Origin of the sequence: Mesorhizobium sp. LNJC391B00, assembly GCF_000502535.1 — a bacterium.
Classification (GTDB): domain Bacteria; phylum Pseudomonadota; class Alphaproteobacteria; order Rhizobiales; family Rhizobiaceae; genus Mesorhizobium.
In genome coordinates, this window is the sequence record NZ_AYWI01000002.1 from 123,104 (window position 1) to 140,747 (window position 17,644).

Below are 17,644 nucleotides of genomic sequence, written 5' to 3' on the forward strand. Positions count from 1 at the left end.
GGGCCCTGGTCATTTCAACGGGAAGGCCATGCCTGCACCTTCATCGTCAGCGATCCCGACGGTAAGCTGATCGTGTTCGCGACATCGGCCGGAAGCTGACCTGCAGCGAAAGCGTCGCCCGAAGGCGGCGCCTTAATCCGGAACGGGCTATGGTGATGTCTATTGCGCGCCGCGCGCGACGCGCTCGATTTCTTCGCGTACCAGGCGCTCGACCAGCGTCGGCAGATTGTTGTCCAGCCAGTCCTGCAACATCGGCCGCAGCATCTCCTCGGCCATCTCGTCGAAGGTCTTCTTGCTGCGGCTGGCGAAGGCGTCGGAGAGCTCGCCGAAGGCGGCTGCGACCTGCCGTCCCGTATGTTCCGAAACGATCGCCGGACGGGCCGGGGTTGTATCGGCCGGGCGCGCGTGCTCGCTGCGCGAAGGACGAGGCTCGAAAGCCGGCTCGGCAGCGAGATCGTCCTCGAAAGCCTCGACCTCCGCGATTGCTGCCTGCCGATTTTCAGTCTCCGGCTGCCTGATCTTCGGCTGCCTGATCTCGGGCCGCCGTACTGTGTCAGCCGGTTTTGCCTGATTGCCAACGGCCGCGATTTCGCGGCGCCAATCCGTGACGATCGAGTCGGTGGTTTCCGCCTTTGCCCGCACTGCAGCTTCTGCCCTGACGGCGGGAGCTGGCTCACTGGCTATCCTGGCGCTTACTTCCGCCAATGTCATCGGAGCATGCGCGGGTGGCGCGGCGGTCGTGGCATTTGCCGCAATGGCAGGCTTCACTGGCGACGGCTCGGACCGCGGCTCCAGCCGCGCAACCACCGGCTCGGCCAGTTGGGCCTGCACCTCGGCCAGCGTCACCGGCTTCTTGCTTTCGGTCGAGCTGTGCAATTCGCTGCGGAAGGCCTCAACATCCGAAACAGGCCCGGCGGCCGGCACAAGGTCCTGGCGCAACTCATCGGCGTCGCCCGGCAGCTTGCGGCCGGTGTCGCTGTCTTCGATGATCCTCCTGATGGAAGCCAGTATTTCTTCCATGGAAGGTTCGCGCTGTGCGCTGCTTGCCGTCGCCATCGTCACATCCGCCGCCCCCGCGCATGATCCCGAAAATCGATCTTCGATTTTCGAAGAGGATCAGGCGCAAATCAAAATTCTACAGCGTCCTTTGCGCATCCATCGGACGCGTGGCGCTGTAGTGACCCGTTCCTGGATTCCTGTCCGGCAAAGCCGGATACGAATCATGGCGACAGCGTAGCCGACGGATCGCCATCCGAGAATCCCCAATCTCGGAAGACGCCGGATTTCAACAATTTAGGCTACAAAAGACAAACGCCGCGCATCCATGGGAAGCGCGGCGTGAAATGCTTCAACCCTGGCGGGACTTGAGCCGCCCAGGTGGGCTCAACGACCGTCCGGCGTACGCAGCCCGATCCATTTGTCCTTTACGGCTCTGTAGTGCTCTTCAGGCTTGTACTTCACCACATTCAACGCCAGGCGATCGGCCGACAGGCGGCCCATGGCCGACAGGATGGCGTAGCTGGCTACGACCACATCGCGCTCGGAGCTGGCGAGGTCGATCTTTGCCGAGATGACGGCGTTCTGGGCATTCAACACGTCGAGCGTGGTGCGCTGTCCGACATTGCGCTCCTCGATGACGCCGTTGAGCGCCAACTGTGCGGCCGCGATCACCTGCCGATTAGCGTCGACGCTTTCCCGCGCTGCGATGTATTGCGTCCATGCCGAGGTCACGGCCTGGCGCACCGAGTCACGGCTGACATCCACCTCGATGCGAGCCTGGCTGAGCGATTCCTTCGACTGACGAACGAGTGCGGAGGTACGGCCGCCCGAATAGATCGGAACGGTCAGCGTCGCGCCGACGGTGGCGGCATTGGAGTCGCCGTCCGAATTCCCCGCGCCAGGTACAGTATTTTGATAGGCATGGGAAAGGCCGGCACTAGCAGTCAACTGCGGCAGCAACGCACCTTCCTGCGTCTTTACATCAAATCCCGCTGCATCGACGGAATGTAGGGCGGCCAGGATGGCCGGATGCTCGTTCGATGCAATGCCGATCGCCGCCTCGAGACTCCTCGGCAACAGCTTCGCCAACGGCGACGCGGCCTTGAGCTTGCCCGGCTCGTCACCGACGATCTGATGATAGGTTGCTGCACTGGCCAGAGCCTGCGCACGGGCAGCACTCAATTGCGCCACCGCGGCCGAACGAGACGCGTCGGCCTGCGCCACATCGGTGCGCGTGCCCTCGCCGACCTCGAAGCGCGAGCGTGCCGCGCGCGCCTGCTCGGTCAGGAACTGCAGATTCTGTTCGGTCAGCACCGCCACCTGGCGGTCGCGAATCACGTCCATATAGGCGCTCGCCGCGTTGAACAGCGTGTTCTCTTCGGTGTTGCGCAGGCCCTCGACCGAGGCCCTCACCTGTGCAGCGGCCGACGCGACCCTGTTCTTGGTCTGGAAGCCGTCGAACAGCGTCTGGTCAATCCGAACGCCGAAGCTGCCGGTGGTCAATGCCAGGCTCGCGTTCCTGCCGTTTAGGTGCCTGGAGGTGTAATCGATATCAGCCGAACCAGTGATCACCGGGCGATAGCCCGACTTGGCGATCGCCACGCCCTCATCGGTGACGCGCACGCCGGCACGGGCCGAATTCAGCGAGGAATTGTTCTGGTAGGCCTTGGAAAGCGCGCCGAGAATGGTTTCCGCCGAGGCGGCTATCGGCGAAAGCGCTGTCGCGGAAATGAGGACGGTAACAAACAGACTCTTGGCTAAGGACGGCACTTTATATCCCTCATTCGTTTTGCACGGGAACCACGCCACGCCAGCCCATCCCTAGGGATCGGCCAGCGCCGCGTCGATCTATCGTTCCCCCGCTGACAGCTCCCGAAACCCCGGTTAACCAATCAGCAACGATTGTTCAATCGTAAGCCAACATGACAGAGTCTTTGCTGCAAGGCAAAATCACTTAGAACTCGAAGGCATGAATGCGTTCAAATCCGGGTAGTGGCTTAATTGCCGCATTAAATGCCCGTCTTCCTGTTACAACCCCCCCTGCGTTGAAAAAGAGCCGGGCTACGCCCGCATTGCCCTGCCCTTCCACAGCCACCAGCCGGCCGCCTTCGGCAAGCTGCTCAAGCAGCGCCGCAGGCACTTTCTCGACGCTGCCGCCGATGAGAATCACATTGTAGGGCGCCTTGGCGGCATGACCTTGCGGCAGTGGGCCGGTGACCACGGTGACGTTATCGCAGCCCTGCGCCGAAAGCGCCGCTTTGGCTGCTTCCGCCAGTGTGGTATCGCTTTCCAGCGCCACGACGGATTTGGCCAGCCTGGACAGCAGCGCCGCGGAATAACCGGTTCCGCAGCCGACATCGAGCACCGAATCGCCGACGTCGATCTCGGCCAACTGCAAAAGCTTGGCCAGTGGCGACGGCTCCATGAGGTAGCGCGCACCGCTGCCATCGGCGCCGTCGGAGATGCGGATATCCTCGTCAATATAGGCGAGAGCCTGTTGGCCGGCCCCGACAAAGGCCTCGCGCGGCACGGCAAGCATGGCATCGAGCAATGCTGCGTCGGTCACATCGGTGGTGCGGACCTGGCCGTCGACCATCTTGACGCGAAGTTCGGAGAAATCAGCGCTCATGTCCCAACCAATCCGTCAAAAGCCAATGCGCTGAAATGCGCTTGTCGCGCCGACACTGCGGCGCATTCGACCGGAACTCAAGCCCCCGGCATGCGGGAGTTGAAGCGATTGGAGGCCTCGCCCGGAATCGAACCGGGGTGCAAGGATTTGCAGTCCTCTGCGTAACCACTCCGCCACGAGGCCTCATCGCTCCCGGCGAGCGAACTCAATATGGTGGCAGCGAAAGGTCGTCAAGCGTCCGCGCGGCATTCCGGCGCGCTTTCCTCATCAGCCGCCGCAACGTGGTTCCCGAGCGATTTCAGCGCTTGGCGCACCGGCATATTGGCCGCTCCTCAAGCATGGCTGCGCGACCGGCGAAACTCGAACCCGCAGCTTTACGCAGCGGGTGCAAACTGGCTTTCACCGTAAACGCGCGGCTGACACCAGGGGCTGCCGTTCTCAAGGAGATATTCGAGGGGAAGGTCTGCGGGGGGCTGGAAGCGAAGCGTCCACTGAACCGGGACCGCGCGCCATCGCTTTCAATTTGGCCGGCGACGCCGTTCCCACCAGACGACGAACCGGCGCCGCAGGCGGCGCACCGCGGCAAATTCGTAGGAAAGCACCAAAAGGCCGAGCGGAATCATCCAGAAGCCGAGAATCGGCAGGAAACCGAGAAGGCCGAAAAACACCAGCACGATACCGATGGCGATCCTCAGCCCGCGCGAGCGCGGCATGGTGAACTCGCGCCCGAACACCGAGATTTTCCGCGCCGGTGCCTGGTTTTCGTCTGCTGCAGTCATGTCGAAAGTCGATCCGGTTGCCTTCGATAAAGCCATATGCGCTAAAGGCTGCAATCGCCTTTCAGGTTCCGCCGACCAAGGTCCGACGGCGCCCAAGACGGCTCATATGTGGTGTCATCCGGCGATTGCCAGAAACCATTGGGTGAAAATGCGCTAAAAAATGCGAAATGCTTCTTTGCAAAGCCGAAAAGGGTTTGCTATAGGCTGCGCCACTCACATGAGAGCCTCTATTCCCCGGTAGCTCAGTGGTAGAGCAACCGGCTGTTAACCGGTTGGTCGCTGGTTCGAATCCGGCCCGGGGAGCCAACATTTCCAAACACTTAGCCCGCTTTCCCTTTCCTGACCGTTTACTTGAGTTCCGGACAGGGCAACATCTGGGGCAACGATGACCTTCGCCCTTGCAATGGTTACTGCTCGCGTGGCGTTCGTCGGCGCAGACCGTCTATACAGCGGCGTGGACAGCATGAAGTCGTTCGCGGCCACCAAGATGGCCAGGCTGGAAACCGCCGACGGTCACGGCTTCATCACCTATGCTGGCGCCGGCGCGAGATCAGGTAGCAAGCCTTTCGAAGTCTGCGAGTGGATCGAGGGCGTTCTGCGCGGAGCGAACCGCACGCTCGATCAGACCTTGCGGGAAATTGCCGCTGCTGCCGAAGAGCAGGGCTTCGATAAACACGCCCCCGGCCACACGTTCGGGTATGTGGGCTTCATCGACGGGAAGGCCCGAGTTGCGGCTATTACGTCGCTGGACCAGATGCAAATGAGGCTGGAGACGGGTGCCTCGACAATCGATACGAAAGGCCAAACCAAATTTCGGGTGATGGACTTGAAGCTCGGGCCGCGTGTTTATAGCTTTGGCATCGCTCTCGGCTCAGGCGCTCCCCACTTCCTGCCCGTGACGATTATGCAAACAATGACGAGACAGGCCGCTCGTGCCAGAACGAAGGAGCGTGCGGCCGATCGTCTCTGCGCATGGTTCGTGCGAATGAACAGGGAGATCAGCGCGAAGGAGCCGGCGACCGTGGGACCGCAAGCACTTTGCGCATGGGCTTACCGCGAAGGCGGCGGGGCGCATTCAGCTTATGATGCCGATGGCTGTCGAATCAACAATACAAGCATGCTGCCATTGATCTCGAAAGGCTTCCCGATGAACCAAGTGCTCGGGCCACTCTGGGAACATGTTCAACGGCAGATGGCGACGGGGTGGAAGACCGGTGAAGCTCCCCCTGTGCCATCGCAGGAAGAACTGAATGCAATTACTCGGTCCATTGACGATCGACCGAAGCGGAAATTCTAAAAAGCAGCCCGCCATAGCAAGACAGGGGGCTGGTTGTTTCGGCACGGAATGATCTAGCGCGCCCAGCCCGGCACCGCGGGGCGGCGGGCCATTTATCGCCAGTTGGCGAAAGGTCAGTCGCGAAGGATGCGCGTCACCCCCGGTATGATCTTCAGCAGAGGTACGTCGCCGATCTCGCCGCTTCGCCAGCGCCCCCAATCGCGCACGACGTCTTCACATAGGCCTGCGTCACATCAGGGCGGCGCTGCGCAAACTCTCGTAGGATTGCCTTCCCGATCGCATAGCCCGTGCCTGAGAAGAGCGCGGGCCCGCCGAGGCCGCTGATGTCGCAGGCATCCTCAAGGCTCCAGGCTTCCAGCCCGACGCCGCTTTGCCCCGTACGGTTGCCCCAGCCAAGGCTCGGCTCGTAGTCCCCTTCGTCCTGCGAATCGTGTCGTCTTGGACGTCGCCACCGTGCTCGTTCTCCTCCTCGCGCTCGCCGTCCTGGGCGTGCAATTCCAATTGGCTGCCATATCCCCATCCGAGGCTTTCCTCGAGATCAGGATCCGGGCTCATGGCGTCGAGCAGGTCGATCAGTCGCTCTATCGTGGTTGCTATCCCCAGGCGGTCGTTTTCCGCCACGGTGAGGAAGATTGCCCCGTCTTCACGGCGCATTTCAGGTTGATGGATGGTCATGATGTAGGCTCTCTGGTTTCGGCTTCTCACGGCCGGTTGCCAGTGGACAGCACTGGCGCCGGGAGGGTGAGAACATGGCCAGAGACCATGCGCGAACGGCCTTTCCCTTTCGGGTCTTGTATAGCCGCCGCTCTCCCGGCATAGTGCTGCCGTTCGCTCCGACGGCTAAGTCGGCTCGTTCTACCCGTTGGCAATATCGATCCTTGGAGGGATCGCCCCGCCAACGCTCTGGGTGCAGATGGCCCGGCAGGGCCATCCGCGGGAGTTCTCACGCTCCGCCGGTGATGATGCGCCGACACCTTTAAAAACTCAAGCACGCCCTTGCGGGGGCGAAGCTTGCGCGCGATGCTTCAGCCATGAAAGCGATGCTTTGTTCGTTGGTGATGGGTGCGACGATCTGCACCGCGGGCGCCGAAACTACTAAGCGGGAGGCGTTCGAAGCCTGCCTTGGCGCCGGGATCGACCGGTTCAAAGGCCTCTGCGAGCCGGCCGACCTACTGGCCAGGGCAATCCTCTTCGAGTGCAACCCGCAACTCACCGACCTCCTGATATCGATGCCGCTGGGGCCTAGCAATGATAGAGTCGCTTTGGCAGAGAAGCACCGGCGGGACAAAACCGAAGAGGTCTTAACCCTCTTGCTAGAGCACCGGCTGCAACATCCCTGTCGGTAGCAACAGTCCGCGAAAAGGGGAATTATCCCATGGTAGATGATGTATATCTGCAAGCCTACCGAGACGGCGGCTTGAATGCCGTCAAGGATCTTCTCAAGGAGCATTTCCCGACCGACCGCGATCGGGTGATGGTCATGGAGGGTCTTCAGGACACCGGCTATTGGGCGATCACCTGGCATGAGAAGAAACACCCGGACGGCGGAATGTACCGCGATTTCGGACGTGTGAAGGCGTACCTCGGCGACGGGGACGAATAGGATTATCCGGCCGCTTCATGCCCTTTGGCGCCGGCTCCTATCGGCCGATATGCCTTCGCAATTGCCTTAAAGGGGCAGTCCAACGCCAACTCTTCGAGCGCTTGAGCGCCTCCATCTCCATCTTCATAGCGTCCCTTTCAATCGCGAGAGCCTGTACTTCTACCGCAAGCGCCTCGGCTCGGCCGTCATCTGGGGCAGCGGGGGGAGGAGGTGGTGTGGGCGGCGAGTCGGGTGTAGCCAGCTTTTCGAGACGGTCGAGCGCAAGTCGGTTCACGGCGTCGGCTGCGGCTTCCCGAATGAGCGCGGTCCAGCCATCGGGATCGACACACATGATGTCCCAGAAGACCTTTTGTTCCAGGTGTCCTGTCGGAATGGCGACCCGTAGCGGCGCCGGAAACCAGATCGACGTCTCACACGCTTTGATGAAGCCCGTCAGCCTCGCGAATCCGGAGTCTCTGAGGTTTTTCCACTTAGCGGAGAAATGCAGGCACGTAGGAAGGCGAAGGTAGCGCACGGCGGCGAAGCCCTTTGTGAGCACGATCCGACGCCAGATCTCCCAGTCTCCCGCCCCGTTCACATCTTCTGGCCACACCGTCCGCTCTGCAAGAGCGCTGGCGCGATATACGACGCCTGAGGCCGCTATCGTGTTCCCTCTCGCCATGAATTGGCGCCGCTCTTCGGGAAAAAACAGGTTGGTAAGATCAGGACCGCAAATGCCGTCGGTCGAGACCCAGAGGACCTGGCCGTAGACAAGTGCCACCGACGGATCGACGAACTGGCCGCGCATGAGTGCAAGATGATCCGGCATCATCAGGTCATCGTCGGCGGCGAAGGCTATCAATTCCCCGCGTGACGATCGAAGCGCCAGATTTCGATTGGCATAGCCAAAGTGAGGCGCCTTGGGGAAATCAAACCAACGAATGCGCGGGTCGGAAAAGCTTTTCACGACCGCTTCGGTCTCCGGTGCTGCACCGTCGCCAACGACCAGAAGCTCGAACGATTGCTCCGTCTGCGCCAGCACCGACTGGATCGCATAGGCAAGAGAGTCGGGACGATTATGGGTCGGCATCAGAACGCTGAAGAGCGGCGGAGCGTCGTCTACCATCCCTTGAGGCCGCCAAAGTCGACCGGGATCAAATCGGTATCCAGCGGCAGCCGGTATTTGTCGGGATTGGCGTGGTCATATTGCATTGTAGGAAAATTGATTGCTCTAACGTCCCTCGCGCCGATGTTGTGGTCCGCGTGCCAGACGAATCTGGGGATGTTCATCAGGCGTGGCCGGGCTGAAGACAGAACAATCCGAAATACCTGTCCGTAGGTGCTCGACTCGGGCCTTGGGTCATACAGGACGACCTCCATCTCGCCATCGACAACGAAGTATCGATCCTCGTGAAGCTTATGCAGCGCCCAACCCTTCACCGTTCTCGGTCGTATGGTAAACATGTAGCAAAAAACAAGCGGATCGGGATGCCAATTCCAGCGAGGGTCGTAGACCTCGGTGACGCTTCCCCTGTCGTCGAGGTGAGCGGTCATGTCGTGAAACGTCACGCCGTCGGGGACCTTGCCGATCGGCTCGCCGGATCGAACCGTCTCCTGATCCTTCTGGGCCCCTGCCAATGTCTTATCGAGAATGCTCTGCGTCATAGGCCTCATCCAATCTAACTAGCTTTGGCAGCGCTCCTCATGCCCTTCTTTTAACTGTCTTTCAACGGCAGCGTGGAAGGCCACGCAATCAAAGAGGACGGCACTGTAGCCATTTTTCTCCGATTGGAGAGTGGAGCGGAACTGCCGCTTGACTTTCGGTTGGACGGCCTCACCCGGCTGCGCCAACGCTGCCGGCATCTTGCTATACCTGAAGCGCAAGGGCCATTGCGCTTCCGGTAGCCGTCATAGACGCGCTGGGTAACGCCCTTCATTGTTGGGCCGCCAGGGTCGGCAGGGTGGTTTGAGTAGCCGCCTTCGTGCACCAGCACGAGGTCAAGGCTTTGCTTCTCGCGGGTTACGGCCATGGGTGCCTCTTGAGGTTGTGGGGATTTGGTGCGAGAAGCCGGCCATGACCTCTCCAAAATTGTACTTGGCGCCGCTAGACGGCCTGCGGTTCTTCGCGTTCCTTGCGGTGTTTTTCCACCACATGTCGGACTTCACGGTGTCTGCCGTACTTGACAAGATGCACAACTACGGCTGGGTCGGCGTCGAGTTGTTCTTCCTGATATCGTCGTTCCTGTTTTTCCACTTGCTCGATGCGGAGTACGTCAAGACAGGCGGCATCGGCGTGCGGAATTTCTTTGTGCGCCGATTCCTACGCATCTACCCGCTGATGATCCTGTTTCCGATCGCCATGCTGGTGATCCACGGCAGCCCGGACGGCAATGGCTACTTCCGGCTGGCTGGTCTGGCACTTTTTCTTGATAACGCCGTCGCGTGGTTCAAGAGCTACAACCTGTCGATCCCAAACACAGCGCACCTGGGGACGCTCTCATTCGAGTTCCAGGTTTACCTGCTGATCCCGTTCGTCTTTCTCGCCTATCGCCGGTTCGGCAAAACCGTCTTCCTTGGAGCGCTGCTGACTGTGTTCGTCTACTGCTTCCTTGCGCGGATGACGGTCTACAGCCTCGGAGCGAGCCACCCGATCATTTGGGTTACGCCGTTCCTGCGACCTGAGAGCGTTCTGTGCGGAATGGCGCTCTACATCCTTCGACCGCAGTGGCATTGGGGGTTCTCGATCGCCGTAGCCGTGGTTGCTGGCGCTGCTTTCCTGTCGTTGGCGCCGCCGTGGGTCTCGCCCGTGGCCTCTGCCTTCAGTTACCCTCTGGCGGCGTTGATGTTCGGCGGGCTGGTCGACGCCGGATTACGCGCACCGCTTCTAGCAACGGTCCTGTCGGCCACTCCGTTGCGGTTCCTGGGCCGAATCTCGTATGGCCTGTACGTCTATCACTTTGCCGTTATCGCCTACTCGGTCGGGACGGCAACGAAGGCGCGAGGACATGCCATCGCACCCGCGACGAATGCCGGCGACTATTGGACATTGTGGGCAACCGCGCTGATGCTGACAATTGTAGCCGCGACCATCAGCTACTTCGCTTTCGAGAAGTGGGTGGCGATGTACAAAGTCCGGTTCGCTGCGGTTGAAGGCCGGGCGGCTTAGGCGCTCTTCAAGTTTTTCACTTCTTCGGCTTCCTTAGCCGGATCGCGCTGCTTCACAAGCTGCTCGTTTATGGATTGAATGATCGGCATTGCAAATTTGAAAGGCACGTCCTGCGGGGCGCGGTCGAGAACCGCCATCTGCTCTTCGGTAAAGGTCAATGTGTACATGGTTTCTCCTATCATACCGCCAACCCGTAGTTGATCAGCGCGGTGCGAAGTTCATTGATGCGTGTGGCGAGGTTGACGTTTGTTTCGGCGCCCCCTGTAGAGAGGGCGGCACCGACAGTGGCTTTAGCAACCGGAGTTGTATTCATTGAAGAAACCAACACCAGCGTATTTATCTGGTTGTTGGCCGCGCCGTCACGAGGCGGATACCACCAGTCCCCTTGCCTATCAGGCTCATGTCGGCGTTGGCATCATCACCGCCAACTTGGGGCATAACCGTCCGCGAAGCGGAACGAGTGGGGGTGTGGGGCCTCAGGCTGCCGTTGGTGGCGGCGCTCCATGATTGGGCAGGGAATGGTCGATAGTGCGGGCAACGGCTGCGGAGTATCGACGGACTTCCATATCGACTTGGCGAGAGGGGATGCCGACAGCGCGAAGCTGGGCTCGCAGGCCTTTGACGTGCTCGCTCCAGAACTTGCGGCCGGCGATATAGTCGAGGGTGCAGAGTTCGTGGGCGGTGGCGCGGATAAGGGCGGCGCGGCGATCGGCGGGGAATGCCACTACCTGGCCGGTCTTCCTTGCTGGCTGCTTGAAAAGGTCGAGTTGTGTCATGCGTCACCCGAGCAAGATGGCTGTATTAGCGGGACCACTGTGGTCCAGGAGACCAGCGCCGGCATGCGGGACCACTGTGGTCCTCATGGCTCCTCACCTCTCGCTGTAAATTTTGGATTGAAGGGCGTCGGCAGCGCCAACCGAAGCGTCCGCACTTCGTTGATGCCACCACCCGGGATTTTGTGCCGACACCGGCTCACGATGAACAGGCCGAGCCGCTCGTACAGGCCTATCTCGCGGGATATCGTTTTGATTGAGCAGCCTCCTCCCATCTTGGCAAATTCGAAATTCGTGCCGCTGATGGTCCCGGCCTTCATGTTGAGGTGCTGTCGGACGAAGGCCAGCAACCGGAAGCTGATGTTCTCGGCGTGAACGATTTGCAGGGCGCAGTGGTGCCAGTCGGCGAAAGCCTCCTCGCATTCCTTGAACGTGGATCCCCACCTCATGTGGATGGCAGCGCTGCGCTGGATCTTCTTCCGCTTGCCGGTCCACCGCGGATTGCTGGCGTCGGCGCCGGGGATGAATGGGCTGGGCTGGACGGTCACGCATCCCCCCTCGGGGCCGGCAAGGCTGCAGTGATCAACTGCCGCTCGCGTGCCTGTATATCGCGGTCTTCATGGAACTGGTGAACGTCGAACAGGTCAATGATATGTGACCGCAAGATATGAGCGATGTTGTCGGGCGACAGCGCCTCGAGTTGGCATGTCTCACCCTCCCATCGCGCGGTGCGGCTGTCGGTCTTCTTGGGCGGCACGGGGCAGCGAATAGCGAAACACCTGGTCGGCGGTCAGGGCGATGCGTTTGAAGTCGACTGTCACCGAACTCCATGGGCGATCGGCGATGACGAAGGCAGAGACGTCCTCGGCGATGACATCGAACATCGATTTGCCGCTCGGGTCATAGTCGCCCAGGTGCAGGATCACCGTCGGCTTTGCGATCTCGCATATTCGATCGGCCAGATCCTTCTTCGCAGTGAGACTGTCGAAGCCGCCTGAGGAATAGGCTTGCACCGAGAATTCTCGGCTGACCTTGAAGAGCTGCGACAGCATGCCGGCGGCCTCGCACCAGACCTCGACGTGCAGGTTTTGATTGGCGAGCATGTTCCGATGGTAGTTTTCGCCGAGCACCCGCACATGGCGCAGGAAATGGTTCTGGTCGTCAAAATGGTCCATGCGGTGCGTGACCACGCCATCGTCGCGGATCGCATTGAACGGGATCACCCGGCCGCGGCGCGCGTTGCCGATATGGTCGATCAGCTTCGAGTAAAACGACTCATCCTTCGGATAACCGTAGGCGCCGACCAGCCGATAAAAGACATGGCGGATCGTGAGCGGCCAGTGTTCCCGGTATTGAGAACCATGTCGACCGCATCGAGCAGCGCCAGCGTCTTGGTCTGCGGCTGGTAGTTGGCGATGTAGCCCTTCGGTCGGCCAGTTTTACGGCTAGGCGTAATTTCGCTCATGTGGGGCGGGCCCGCCGCAGGTTCGCTTCCCTGATCGCTTCGATCGCTTCAGCAGCGGTCAGGCCGAACGCCTGCTTCAGGTGGGGGATAATTGGCCGGCTGATGCGCTCCCGGCTGTCAGATCGCAGCCAGGCTGCAGCCTCATCGATAGCAGCGCTATGTTCGTGATCAGTGGTCATTAGGCCACCGCGTCTCGCTGGTCGACGCGGGCCTTCACCCAAGCATCTAACTCAGCCTCGACAAACGATCTCTCGTTCGGCTCGCTCCGAGAAATCGTGCTGATAGTTGAAATTGAGGGTCATTGACCGGCCGCCTTTATCTGGATGACATTGTTGGCCGTCTTGCGGCCTGTCAGCGCCACAAGCGCGCCCTCCCAGCGCGTCAGGGCGTCTCGCTTCACCTTGAGGCGGTCAGACTGGTTGTACGTCCTGACTAGCGCCGTAGGCACATGTCCGATGACAGCCTCGGCAACCTCGTCCATCACGTCGAGCTCGGACAGCCGGGTGCGAACCGTCCGGCGGATGTCATGATTGACCCACGCCGGCAGCTTGGCCTCTTGATCGTCTTTCCGAAGCGCTGCGAGCATGGCGGCGTCAATCCGCAGCTTGACCTTATGGCCGATCGTCACCGGTCCCGCGCCGTCGAGCGAGCAAAGCCAGTTGCATTTCTTTAACCGCGGCAACTTGGCGATGATGCCGAGCGCTTCGTCAGTGAGAGGCACAACGTGATCGCGGCCGGACTTGAAGCGCGCCGCCGGCACAGTCAGCGTCTTGCGGTCAACGTCGACTTCGGTCCATGACGCCTGGGCGATATCGTTGAGGCGCTGGCCGGTCAGCAGCAGCAGCCGATAGACGGCGCTGTAGACGTCGCCAGCGGCCGTGGCAGTCCAGAGCGCCCCAATCTCAGCATCGGTCAGGACGCGGTCCCTTGATCCCTTCTCGCCGATGGTGGTGCGCACCTTCTTTGCCCGGAAGGGTGAGGCGGTGATCAGGTCGTCATCGACACACCAGCCGAAGAACGTCCCGATCTTCTGGGCGATGTTGAGCGCCTGCCGCTGCGCGCCGCGCGCATAGATCGGTTCGACCACTTCCATGATGTCGGCATTGGTGAGGGTGGCGACGTCCCTGCCCTTCCACTTCGGCAGGCATTCCCGGTTGAGGTCGCGCTCGTCCTCGTCGGCCTTGCGGATGCCATCGCGGCGCCGGGCTTTGATGAACCGTTCAAGGATGGTTTCGAAAGACCGGTCACGGCTCTCTGTCGCTGCCCTCGCCGCCGCCTGCCGCTCCTCGTCAGCCTGGACCTTCGGGTCAATGCCGCGATCAATGAGCGCTGCCCACTGCCTCGCCTTGGTGCGTGCCGCTTCAAGCGACATGACGTCGTACTCTCCCAGCGCGCGGCGGGCTGGCTGAGTTGCAACACCGAAACGGGCGATGTAGACAAAGCTGACTTGTCCGGCCTTAAGCTTTGAACCGTTGGACGGCTCCTTGTCGGTTACGCGGACGCCCATGCTCGGGACTTGGGCATCCATGATCACGTATCGCTTGCCAGGAGCAGCCGGCTTCAAAGCCTTCAGGCGGTTGTCGTTCAGGTTCTCGCGGGGCATTAGGGCTCTCCGGGGCAACGTCGGGGCAACAGGATGCAACTGCTGCCTATGTTGCCCTGTGTGCTCTAATGTGCAACAGGAAAGCTGAAATCGTTATGAAACAAGGGGTTTTTCAGGAGTGGAACAACCGGTATATGGCGCTGGTGGGCTATCCCGAGAGCGGCTGTTAACCGGTTGGTCGCTGGTTCGAATCCGGCCCGGGGAGCCACCGCCTTTTCTAAGCCGTGGTGCGATCTTGTACACTACAGTGCCATTGTCCGTGCACGTCGGTCCGCTTAGCTTCTGCCAGAACGGCTGGTAAACAGCTACGAAGCCGATCGAAGGCAGTTTGGTGGGCATCGCGCCCCTGCCCCCGCCCGAGGCAGCCTGATACGCCCTGTATCATCTATGAAAATACCCAAATCGGGAGGATGCCGGTGCAAACCAAGAAGATCATCAATGACGGCAATCGCGCCGTCGACGAGATGCTGGAAGGCATCCTGGCAGCGCATCCCCGCCATCTCAAAGCCGTTGACGGAAGCCCGCGCTCTATCATCGCCCGCGATGGACCGCGCAAAGGCAAGGTAGGCCTCGTCATTGGTGGCGGCTCGGGCCACGAGCCGAGTTTTCTCGGCTTCGTCGGCAAGGGGCTGGCCGACGCGGCGGCGATCGGCAATGTCTTCGCCTCTCCGCCGCCCGACCCGATCCTCGAATGCGCCAAGGCGGCGAGCGGCGGCGCCGGTGTGCTGTTCATGTACGGCAACTATGCCGGCGACGTCATGAATTTCGACATGGCGGCCGAGATGGCCGCGATGGACGACATCGAGGTGCGCACGGTTCTGAGCACCGACGACGTCGCTTCCGCGCCCGTTGGCGACAGGCACAAGAGGCGCGGTGTCGCCGGCAACTTCTTCATCTTCAAGGCGGCAGGCGCTGCCTGCGACCGGATGCTGTCCTTCGACGAATGCGAACGCATTGCCGGGAAGGCCAACGACCACACATTCACCATGGGCGTCGCATTGGCGCCCTGTTCGTTGCCGCAAACCCGCCGGCCGAATTTCGAAATCGGACCCGACGAGATGGAGATCGGCATGGGCATCCATGGCGAACCCGGCATCGCACGCGGAAAACTCAAAACGGCCGACGAGATCACTGACGAAATGCTGGACAGGATTCTCGCCGAGATGGCGCCGGCACGCGGCGAGAAGGTCGCCGTGCTGGTCAATTCGCTGGGTTCGACGCCGCTGATGGAACTCTACATCATGAACCGGCGCGTGAAGCAGAGGCTTGACGATATCGGTGTATCCATTCACGCAAGCTGGGTCGGCAATTACTGCACCTCGCTCGAAATGGCCGGCGCTTCGATTACGCTGCACCACCTCGACGACGAGTTGCAAACGATGCTCGACCACCCTTGCGACTGCGCCATGTTTCGCGCCGGGTAAACTTGGCGAACGGCAAGGAACAAGAGATGACGACAATCGACACCACCCGCCTTGCCGCGATGTTCGCGGCCATCGCCGACGCTATGTCAGCCGACCGGGATCGGTTGTGCGCGCTTGACGGGGTGATCGGCGATGCCGACCACGGCATTGCGATGGAGCTTGGATTTTCCGCGGCACGCGATGCGGTGGCCGCATTGGACGACGGCACCACCGATCCGACCATCTTGCTGAACACGGCGGCGAAGTCGTTCCTCAACGCCGTCGGCGCCTCCTCGGGCCCGCTCTATGCCACGGCATTCATGCGCGGCGCGGCCGCCGTCAAGGGCAAGGCGACGCTCGACGACGCCGACGCGGTCGCTATGTTCCAAGCGATGGCCAGAGGCATTCAGGATCGCGGCAAGGCCGAGCCTGGCGAAAAGACGATGATCGATGCGTGGGCGCCGGCCGCGACGGCTGCGGGCGAGGCACTGGCCGCCGGCAAGGGGCTGGCCGGCAGCCTCGCGGCTGCAGCCGAGGCGGCAAAGGCCGGCGCGGAGGCGACCAAGGCGATGATCGCCACCAAGGGCCGGGCCTCCCGCCTCGGCGAACGCTCGCTTGGCCATATGGATCCAGGCGCGGCGTCCGCCGTAACCGTCATCGAGGCGATGCGGATCGCCTTGACCGGCTAGGTCGGGAGCGAATCCTCAGCGCTTCGCGTCGAGCTTGTCGACAGCCTGCACGTTGGCGGCAGAAGGGCCGTTCGGATCGAATTCGGAGGCCAGCCACGCATCGGCGATCGATTTTGCCAGTTCGGGGCCGATGACGCGGGCGCCCATGGTGATGATCTGGGCGTTGTTGGACTTCGCCGCGCGCTCCGCCGAATAGGTGTCGTGGGTTAGCGCGGCACGGATTCCGGGCACCTTGTTGGCCGAGATGCTGACGCCGATGCCGGTGCCGCAAAACAGGATGGCGCGGTCGTAATTGCCGTCGACAATTTCGTGGCCGACCGCAGCGGCAATATCGGCGTAGAATCCGGCCTGGCTGAGATCGACGACCTGCAGTTCTGGCTTGGTGGCGAGATGCTTGGCGATGACATCGAGCAGCGGCTTGCCGGCGCTGTCGGCTCCAAGTGCGATCTTCATGGCAATGAACTCCTTCGTTTTCGTGGTCAGCGCCCGATGGCGGCCGACGCCTTTTTCAGAATGTCGATATAGCCTTCCGCTTGCCACGCCGAGCGGCCGATGAACAGCCCATCGATATGGGGCTGGCCGATCAGTTCGGCCGCGTTGCCGGGATTGACGCTGCCGCCATAGAGAACAAGCGGGGCAGCCGGCAACCGGGTTGCGGCGACCTGCTTGATCAGCGCCTGCTGCTTGTCGGCATAGTCGGCGCTGGCCGGAATGCCTTTCTCGCCGATCGCCCACACCGGTTCATAGGCAAAGAGTATCTCTGCCGACAACTCATTGTTTGCGAGCCCCTGCAGCGCGCCCAAAACCTGCGCGGTCAGAATTTCGTCGGCGCGGCCGCCCTCGCGCTCGGCCAGCGTCTCGCCGACGCAGATCAACGGCACGAAGCCGTGCCTGACCGCCGCCGCGGTTTTCAGTCCCACGGTCTTGTCCGTCTCGCCAAAATGCTCGCGGCGCTCGCTATGGCCGAGTTCAATCAGGTCGAGCCCGCAATCCCTCAGCATCACCGGCGAAATCTCGCCCGTCCAGGCGCCGGAATCGGCCCAATGCATGTTCTGGGCGCCGACCTTGACGCGGGTGTTGGCGAGTGCCGCCTTGACCTGCCGCACCGCTGTGAAGGGCGGAATGACGAAAGGCTGTATTGCCTGATCGAAGCCCGGCACGAACGCCGCCAATGCCTCGGCGAACTGCAGCGCCTCCGCCAGCGTCTTGTTCATCTTCCAGCTCGTGCCGACCCAATATGGGGTCATTCTTCTCTCCTT

The 17,644-nt window shown here is 61.4% G+C and carries 22 protein-coding genes, 2 tRNA genes and 1 pseudogene; 8 read left to right on the plus strand and 17 right to left on the minus strand.

Going from position 1 to position 17,644, the window contains the following annotated elements; translation table 11 throughout:
• Nucleotides 1–159: 159 nt before the first annotated feature.
• The 5 genes from X750_RS159320 to X750_RS0132290 all read right to left on the minus strand — a co-directional run bounded on the left by X750_RS159320 (nt 160) and on the right by X750_RS0132290 (nt 4,407).
• Complete coding sequence (locus tag X750_RS159320; protein ID WP_023706013.1) at nt 160–1,056, minus strand: PopZ family protein; 897 nt, start codon at nt 1,054–1,056, stop codon at nt 160–162.
• 327 nt (nt 1,057–1,383) lie between these two features.
• Entirely contained in the window at nt 1,384–2,769 is a 1,386-nt protein-coding gene (locus tag X750_RS159315; RefSeq protein ID WP_023667706.1) for a TolC family outer membrane protein, read from the minus strand.
• A 184-nt stretch (nt 2,770–2,953) separates the two neighbouring features.
• A complete protein-coding gene (locus X750_RS159310; RefSeq protein WP_023746763.1) occupies nt 2,954–3,628 on the minus strand; it encodes a protein-L-isoaspartate O-methyltransferase in 675 nt (224 codons plus the stop codon).
• Between the two features lie 109 nt (nt 3,629–3,737).
• Nucleotides 3,738–3,811 (minus strand) — tRNA-Cys (locus X750_RS159305).
• A 335-nt stretch (nt 3,812–4,146) separates the two neighbouring features.
• Entirely contained in the window at nt 4,147–4,407 is a 261-nt protein-coding gene (locus X750_RS0132290; protein ID WP_027050334.1) for a PGPGW domain-containing protein, read from the minus strand.
• A 231-nt stretch (nt 4,408–4,638) separates the two neighbouring features.
• On the opposite strand from X750_RS0132290, the gene X750_RS159300 reads away from it, so the two are divergent.
• A tRNA-Asn gene (locus X750_RS159300) sits at nt 4,639–4,713 on the plus strand.
• A 79-nt stretch (nt 4,714–4,792) separates the two neighbouring features.
• Nucleotides 4,793–5,704: a hypothetical protein gene (locus X750_RS159295; RefSeq protein WP_023746764.1), complete on the plus strand. Its 912-nt coding sequence runs from the start codon at nt 4,793–4,795 to the stop codon at nt 5,702–5,704.
• Between the two features lie 228 nt (nt 5,705–5,932).
• Here X750_RS159295 and X750_RS159290 read toward each other — a convergent pair whose 3' ends face one another.
• A complete protein-coding gene (locus tag X750_RS159290; protein ID WP_156932364.1) occupies nt 5,933–6,379 on the minus strand; it encodes a hypothetical protein in 447 nt (148 codons plus the stop codon).
• A gap of 356 nt (nt 6,380–6,735) precedes the next feature.
• Here X750_RS159290 and X750_RS159285 point away from each other — a divergent pair, with 356 nt between their 5' ends.
• Nucleotides 6,736–7,050 (plus strand): hypothetical protein, encoded by a 315-nt coding sequence (locus tag X750_RS159285; RefSeq protein WP_023739027.1) that lies wholly within the window; start codon nt 6,736–6,738, stop codon nt 7,048–7,050.
• Nucleotides 7,051–7,079: 29 nt separating this feature from the next.
• Entirely contained in the window at nt 7,080–7,307 is a 228-nt protein-coding gene (locus X750_RS159280) for a hypothetical protein (protein ID WP_023746766.1), read from the plus strand.
• Nucleotides 7,308–7,344: 37 nt separating this feature from the next.
• Here the strand turns inward: X750_RS159280 and X750_RS159275 are convergent, their stop codons facing one another.
• The 3 genes and pseudogenes from X750_RS159275 to X750_RS1000000164125 all read right to left on the minus strand — a co-directional run.
• On the minus strand, nt 7,345–8,412 hold the full coding sequence (locus tag X750_RS159275) for a glycosyltransferase family 2 protein (RefSeq protein WP_023746767.1): 1,068 nt from the start codon (nt 8,410–8,412) through the stop codon (nt 7,345–7,347).
• On the minus strand, nt 8,406–8,951 hold the full coding sequence (locus tag X750_RS159270) for a dTDP-4-dehydrorhamnose 3,5-epimerase family protein (protein ID WP_023746768.1): 546 nt from the start codon (nt 8,949–8,951) through the stop codon (nt 8,406–8,408). The genes X750_RS159275 and X750_RS159270 overlap by 7 nt, the downstream gene beginning before the upstream one ends.
• A gap of 230 nt (nt 8,952–9,181) precedes the next feature.
• Nucleotides 9,182–9,316 (minus strand): annotated as a pseudogene (locus X750_RS1000000164125) (glycosyl hydrolase 108 family protein); the annotation flags it as partial.
• Nucleotides 9,317–9,360: 44 nt separating this feature from the next.
• Between X750_RS1000000164125 and X750_RS159260 the strand changes: the two are divergent.
• Entirely contained in the window at nt 9,361–10,452 is a 1,092-nt protein-coding gene (locus X750_RS159260; protein ID WP_023746770.1) for an acyltransferase, read from the plus strand.
• On the opposite strand, the gene X750_RS159255 is transcribed toward X750_RS159260, so the two are convergent.
• The 4 genes from X750_RS159255 to X750_RS1000000166315 all read right to left on the minus strand — a co-directional run bounded on the left by X750_RS159255 (nt 10,449) and on the right by X750_RS1000000166315 (nt 12,400).
• The gene (locus tag X750_RS159255) at nt 10,449–10,619 is read right to left on the minus strand and encodes a hypothetical protein (protein ID WP_156932365.1); all 171 of its coding nucleotides are present in this window, start codon (nt 10,617–10,619) and stop codon (nt 10,449–10,451) included. The two genes, X750_RS159260 and X750_RS159255, sit on opposite strands and share 4 nt — an antisense overlap.
• Nucleotides 10,620–10,928: 309 nt before the next feature.
• Nucleotides 10,929–11,228 carry a DUF6074 family protein gene (locus X750_RS159250; protein WP_023746772.1) on the minus strand — a complete coding sequence of 100 codons (300 nt, stop codon included), beginning with the start codon at nt 11,226–11,228 and terminating at the stop codon, nt 10,929–10,931.
• A gap of 83 nt (nt 11,229–11,311) precedes the next feature.
• A complete protein-coding gene (locus X750_RS159245) occupies nt 11,312–11,773 on the minus strand; it encodes a hypothetical protein (protein WP_023746773.1) in 462 nt (153 codons plus the stop codon).
• A gap of 162 nt (nt 11,774–11,935) precedes the next feature.
• Nucleotides 11,936–12,400 (minus strand): hypothetical protein, encoded by a 465-nt coding sequence (locus X750_RS1000000166315; protein WP_198020964.1) that lies wholly within the window; start codon nt 12,398–12,400, stop codon nt 11,936–11,938.
• Between X750_RS1000000166315 and X750_RS1000000166320 the strand changes: the two genes are divergently transcribed.
• Entirely contained in the window at nt 12,374–12,634 is a 261-nt protein-coding gene (locus tag X750_RS1000000166320) for a hypothetical protein (RefSeq protein WP_198020965.1), read from the plus strand. The two genes, X750_RS1000000166315 and X750_RS1000000166320, sit on opposite strands and share 27 nt — an antisense overlap.
• 52 nt (nt 12,635–12,686) lie before the next feature.
• On the opposite strand, the gene X750_RS1000000165660 is transcribed toward X750_RS1000000166320, so the two are convergent.
• Nucleotides 12,687–12,869 (minus strand): hypothetical protein, encoded by a 183-nt coding sequence (locus tag X750_RS1000000165660; RefSeq protein ID WP_023746775.1) that lies wholly within the window; start codon nt 12,867–12,869, stop codon nt 12,687–12,689.
• A gap of 119 nt (nt 12,870–12,988) precedes the next feature.
• Entirely contained in the window at nt 12,989–14,293 is a 1,305-nt protein-coding gene (locus tag X750_RS159240) for a site-specific integrase (RefSeq protein ID WP_023746776.1), read from the minus strand.
• 416 nt (nt 14,294–14,709) lie between these two features.
• Here X750_RS159240 and X750_RS159230 point away from each other — a divergent pair, with 416 nt between their 5' ends.
• Nucleotides 14,710–15,717, plus strand: coding sequence for a dihydroxyacetone kinase subunit DhaK (locus X750_RS159230; protein ID WP_023746777.1), 1,008 nt, complete (start codon nt 14,710–14,712; stop codon nt 15,715–15,717).
• 26 nt (nt 15,718–15,743) lie between these two features.
• On the plus strand, nt 15,744–16,385 hold the full coding sequence (dhaL, locus tag X750_RS159225; RefSeq protein ID WP_023746778.1) for a dihydroxyacetone kinase subunit DhaL: 642 nt from the start codon (nt 15,744–15,746) through the stop codon (nt 16,383–16,385).
• Nucleotides 16,386–16,400: 15 nt separating this feature from the next.
• On the opposite strand, the gene X750_RS159220 is transcribed toward dhaL, so the two are convergent.
• Together X750_RS159220 and X750_RS159215 are read right to left on the minus strand one after the other, a co-directional pair.
• Nucleotides 16,401–16,838, minus strand: a complete 438-nt coding sequence (locus X750_RS159220) for an RpiB/LacA/LacB family sugar-phosphate isomerase (protein ID WP_023672592.1) — start codon at nt 16,836–16,838, stop codon at nt 16,401–16,403.
• Between the two features lie 26 nt (nt 16,839–16,864).
• Nucleotides 16,865–17,632 (minus strand): triose-phosphate isomerase, encoded by a 768-nt coding sequence (locus X750_RS159215; RefSeq protein ID WP_023746779.1) that lies wholly within the window; start codon nt 17,630–17,632, stop codon nt 16,865–16,867.
• Nucleotides 17,633–17,644 lie beyond the last annotated feature (12 nt).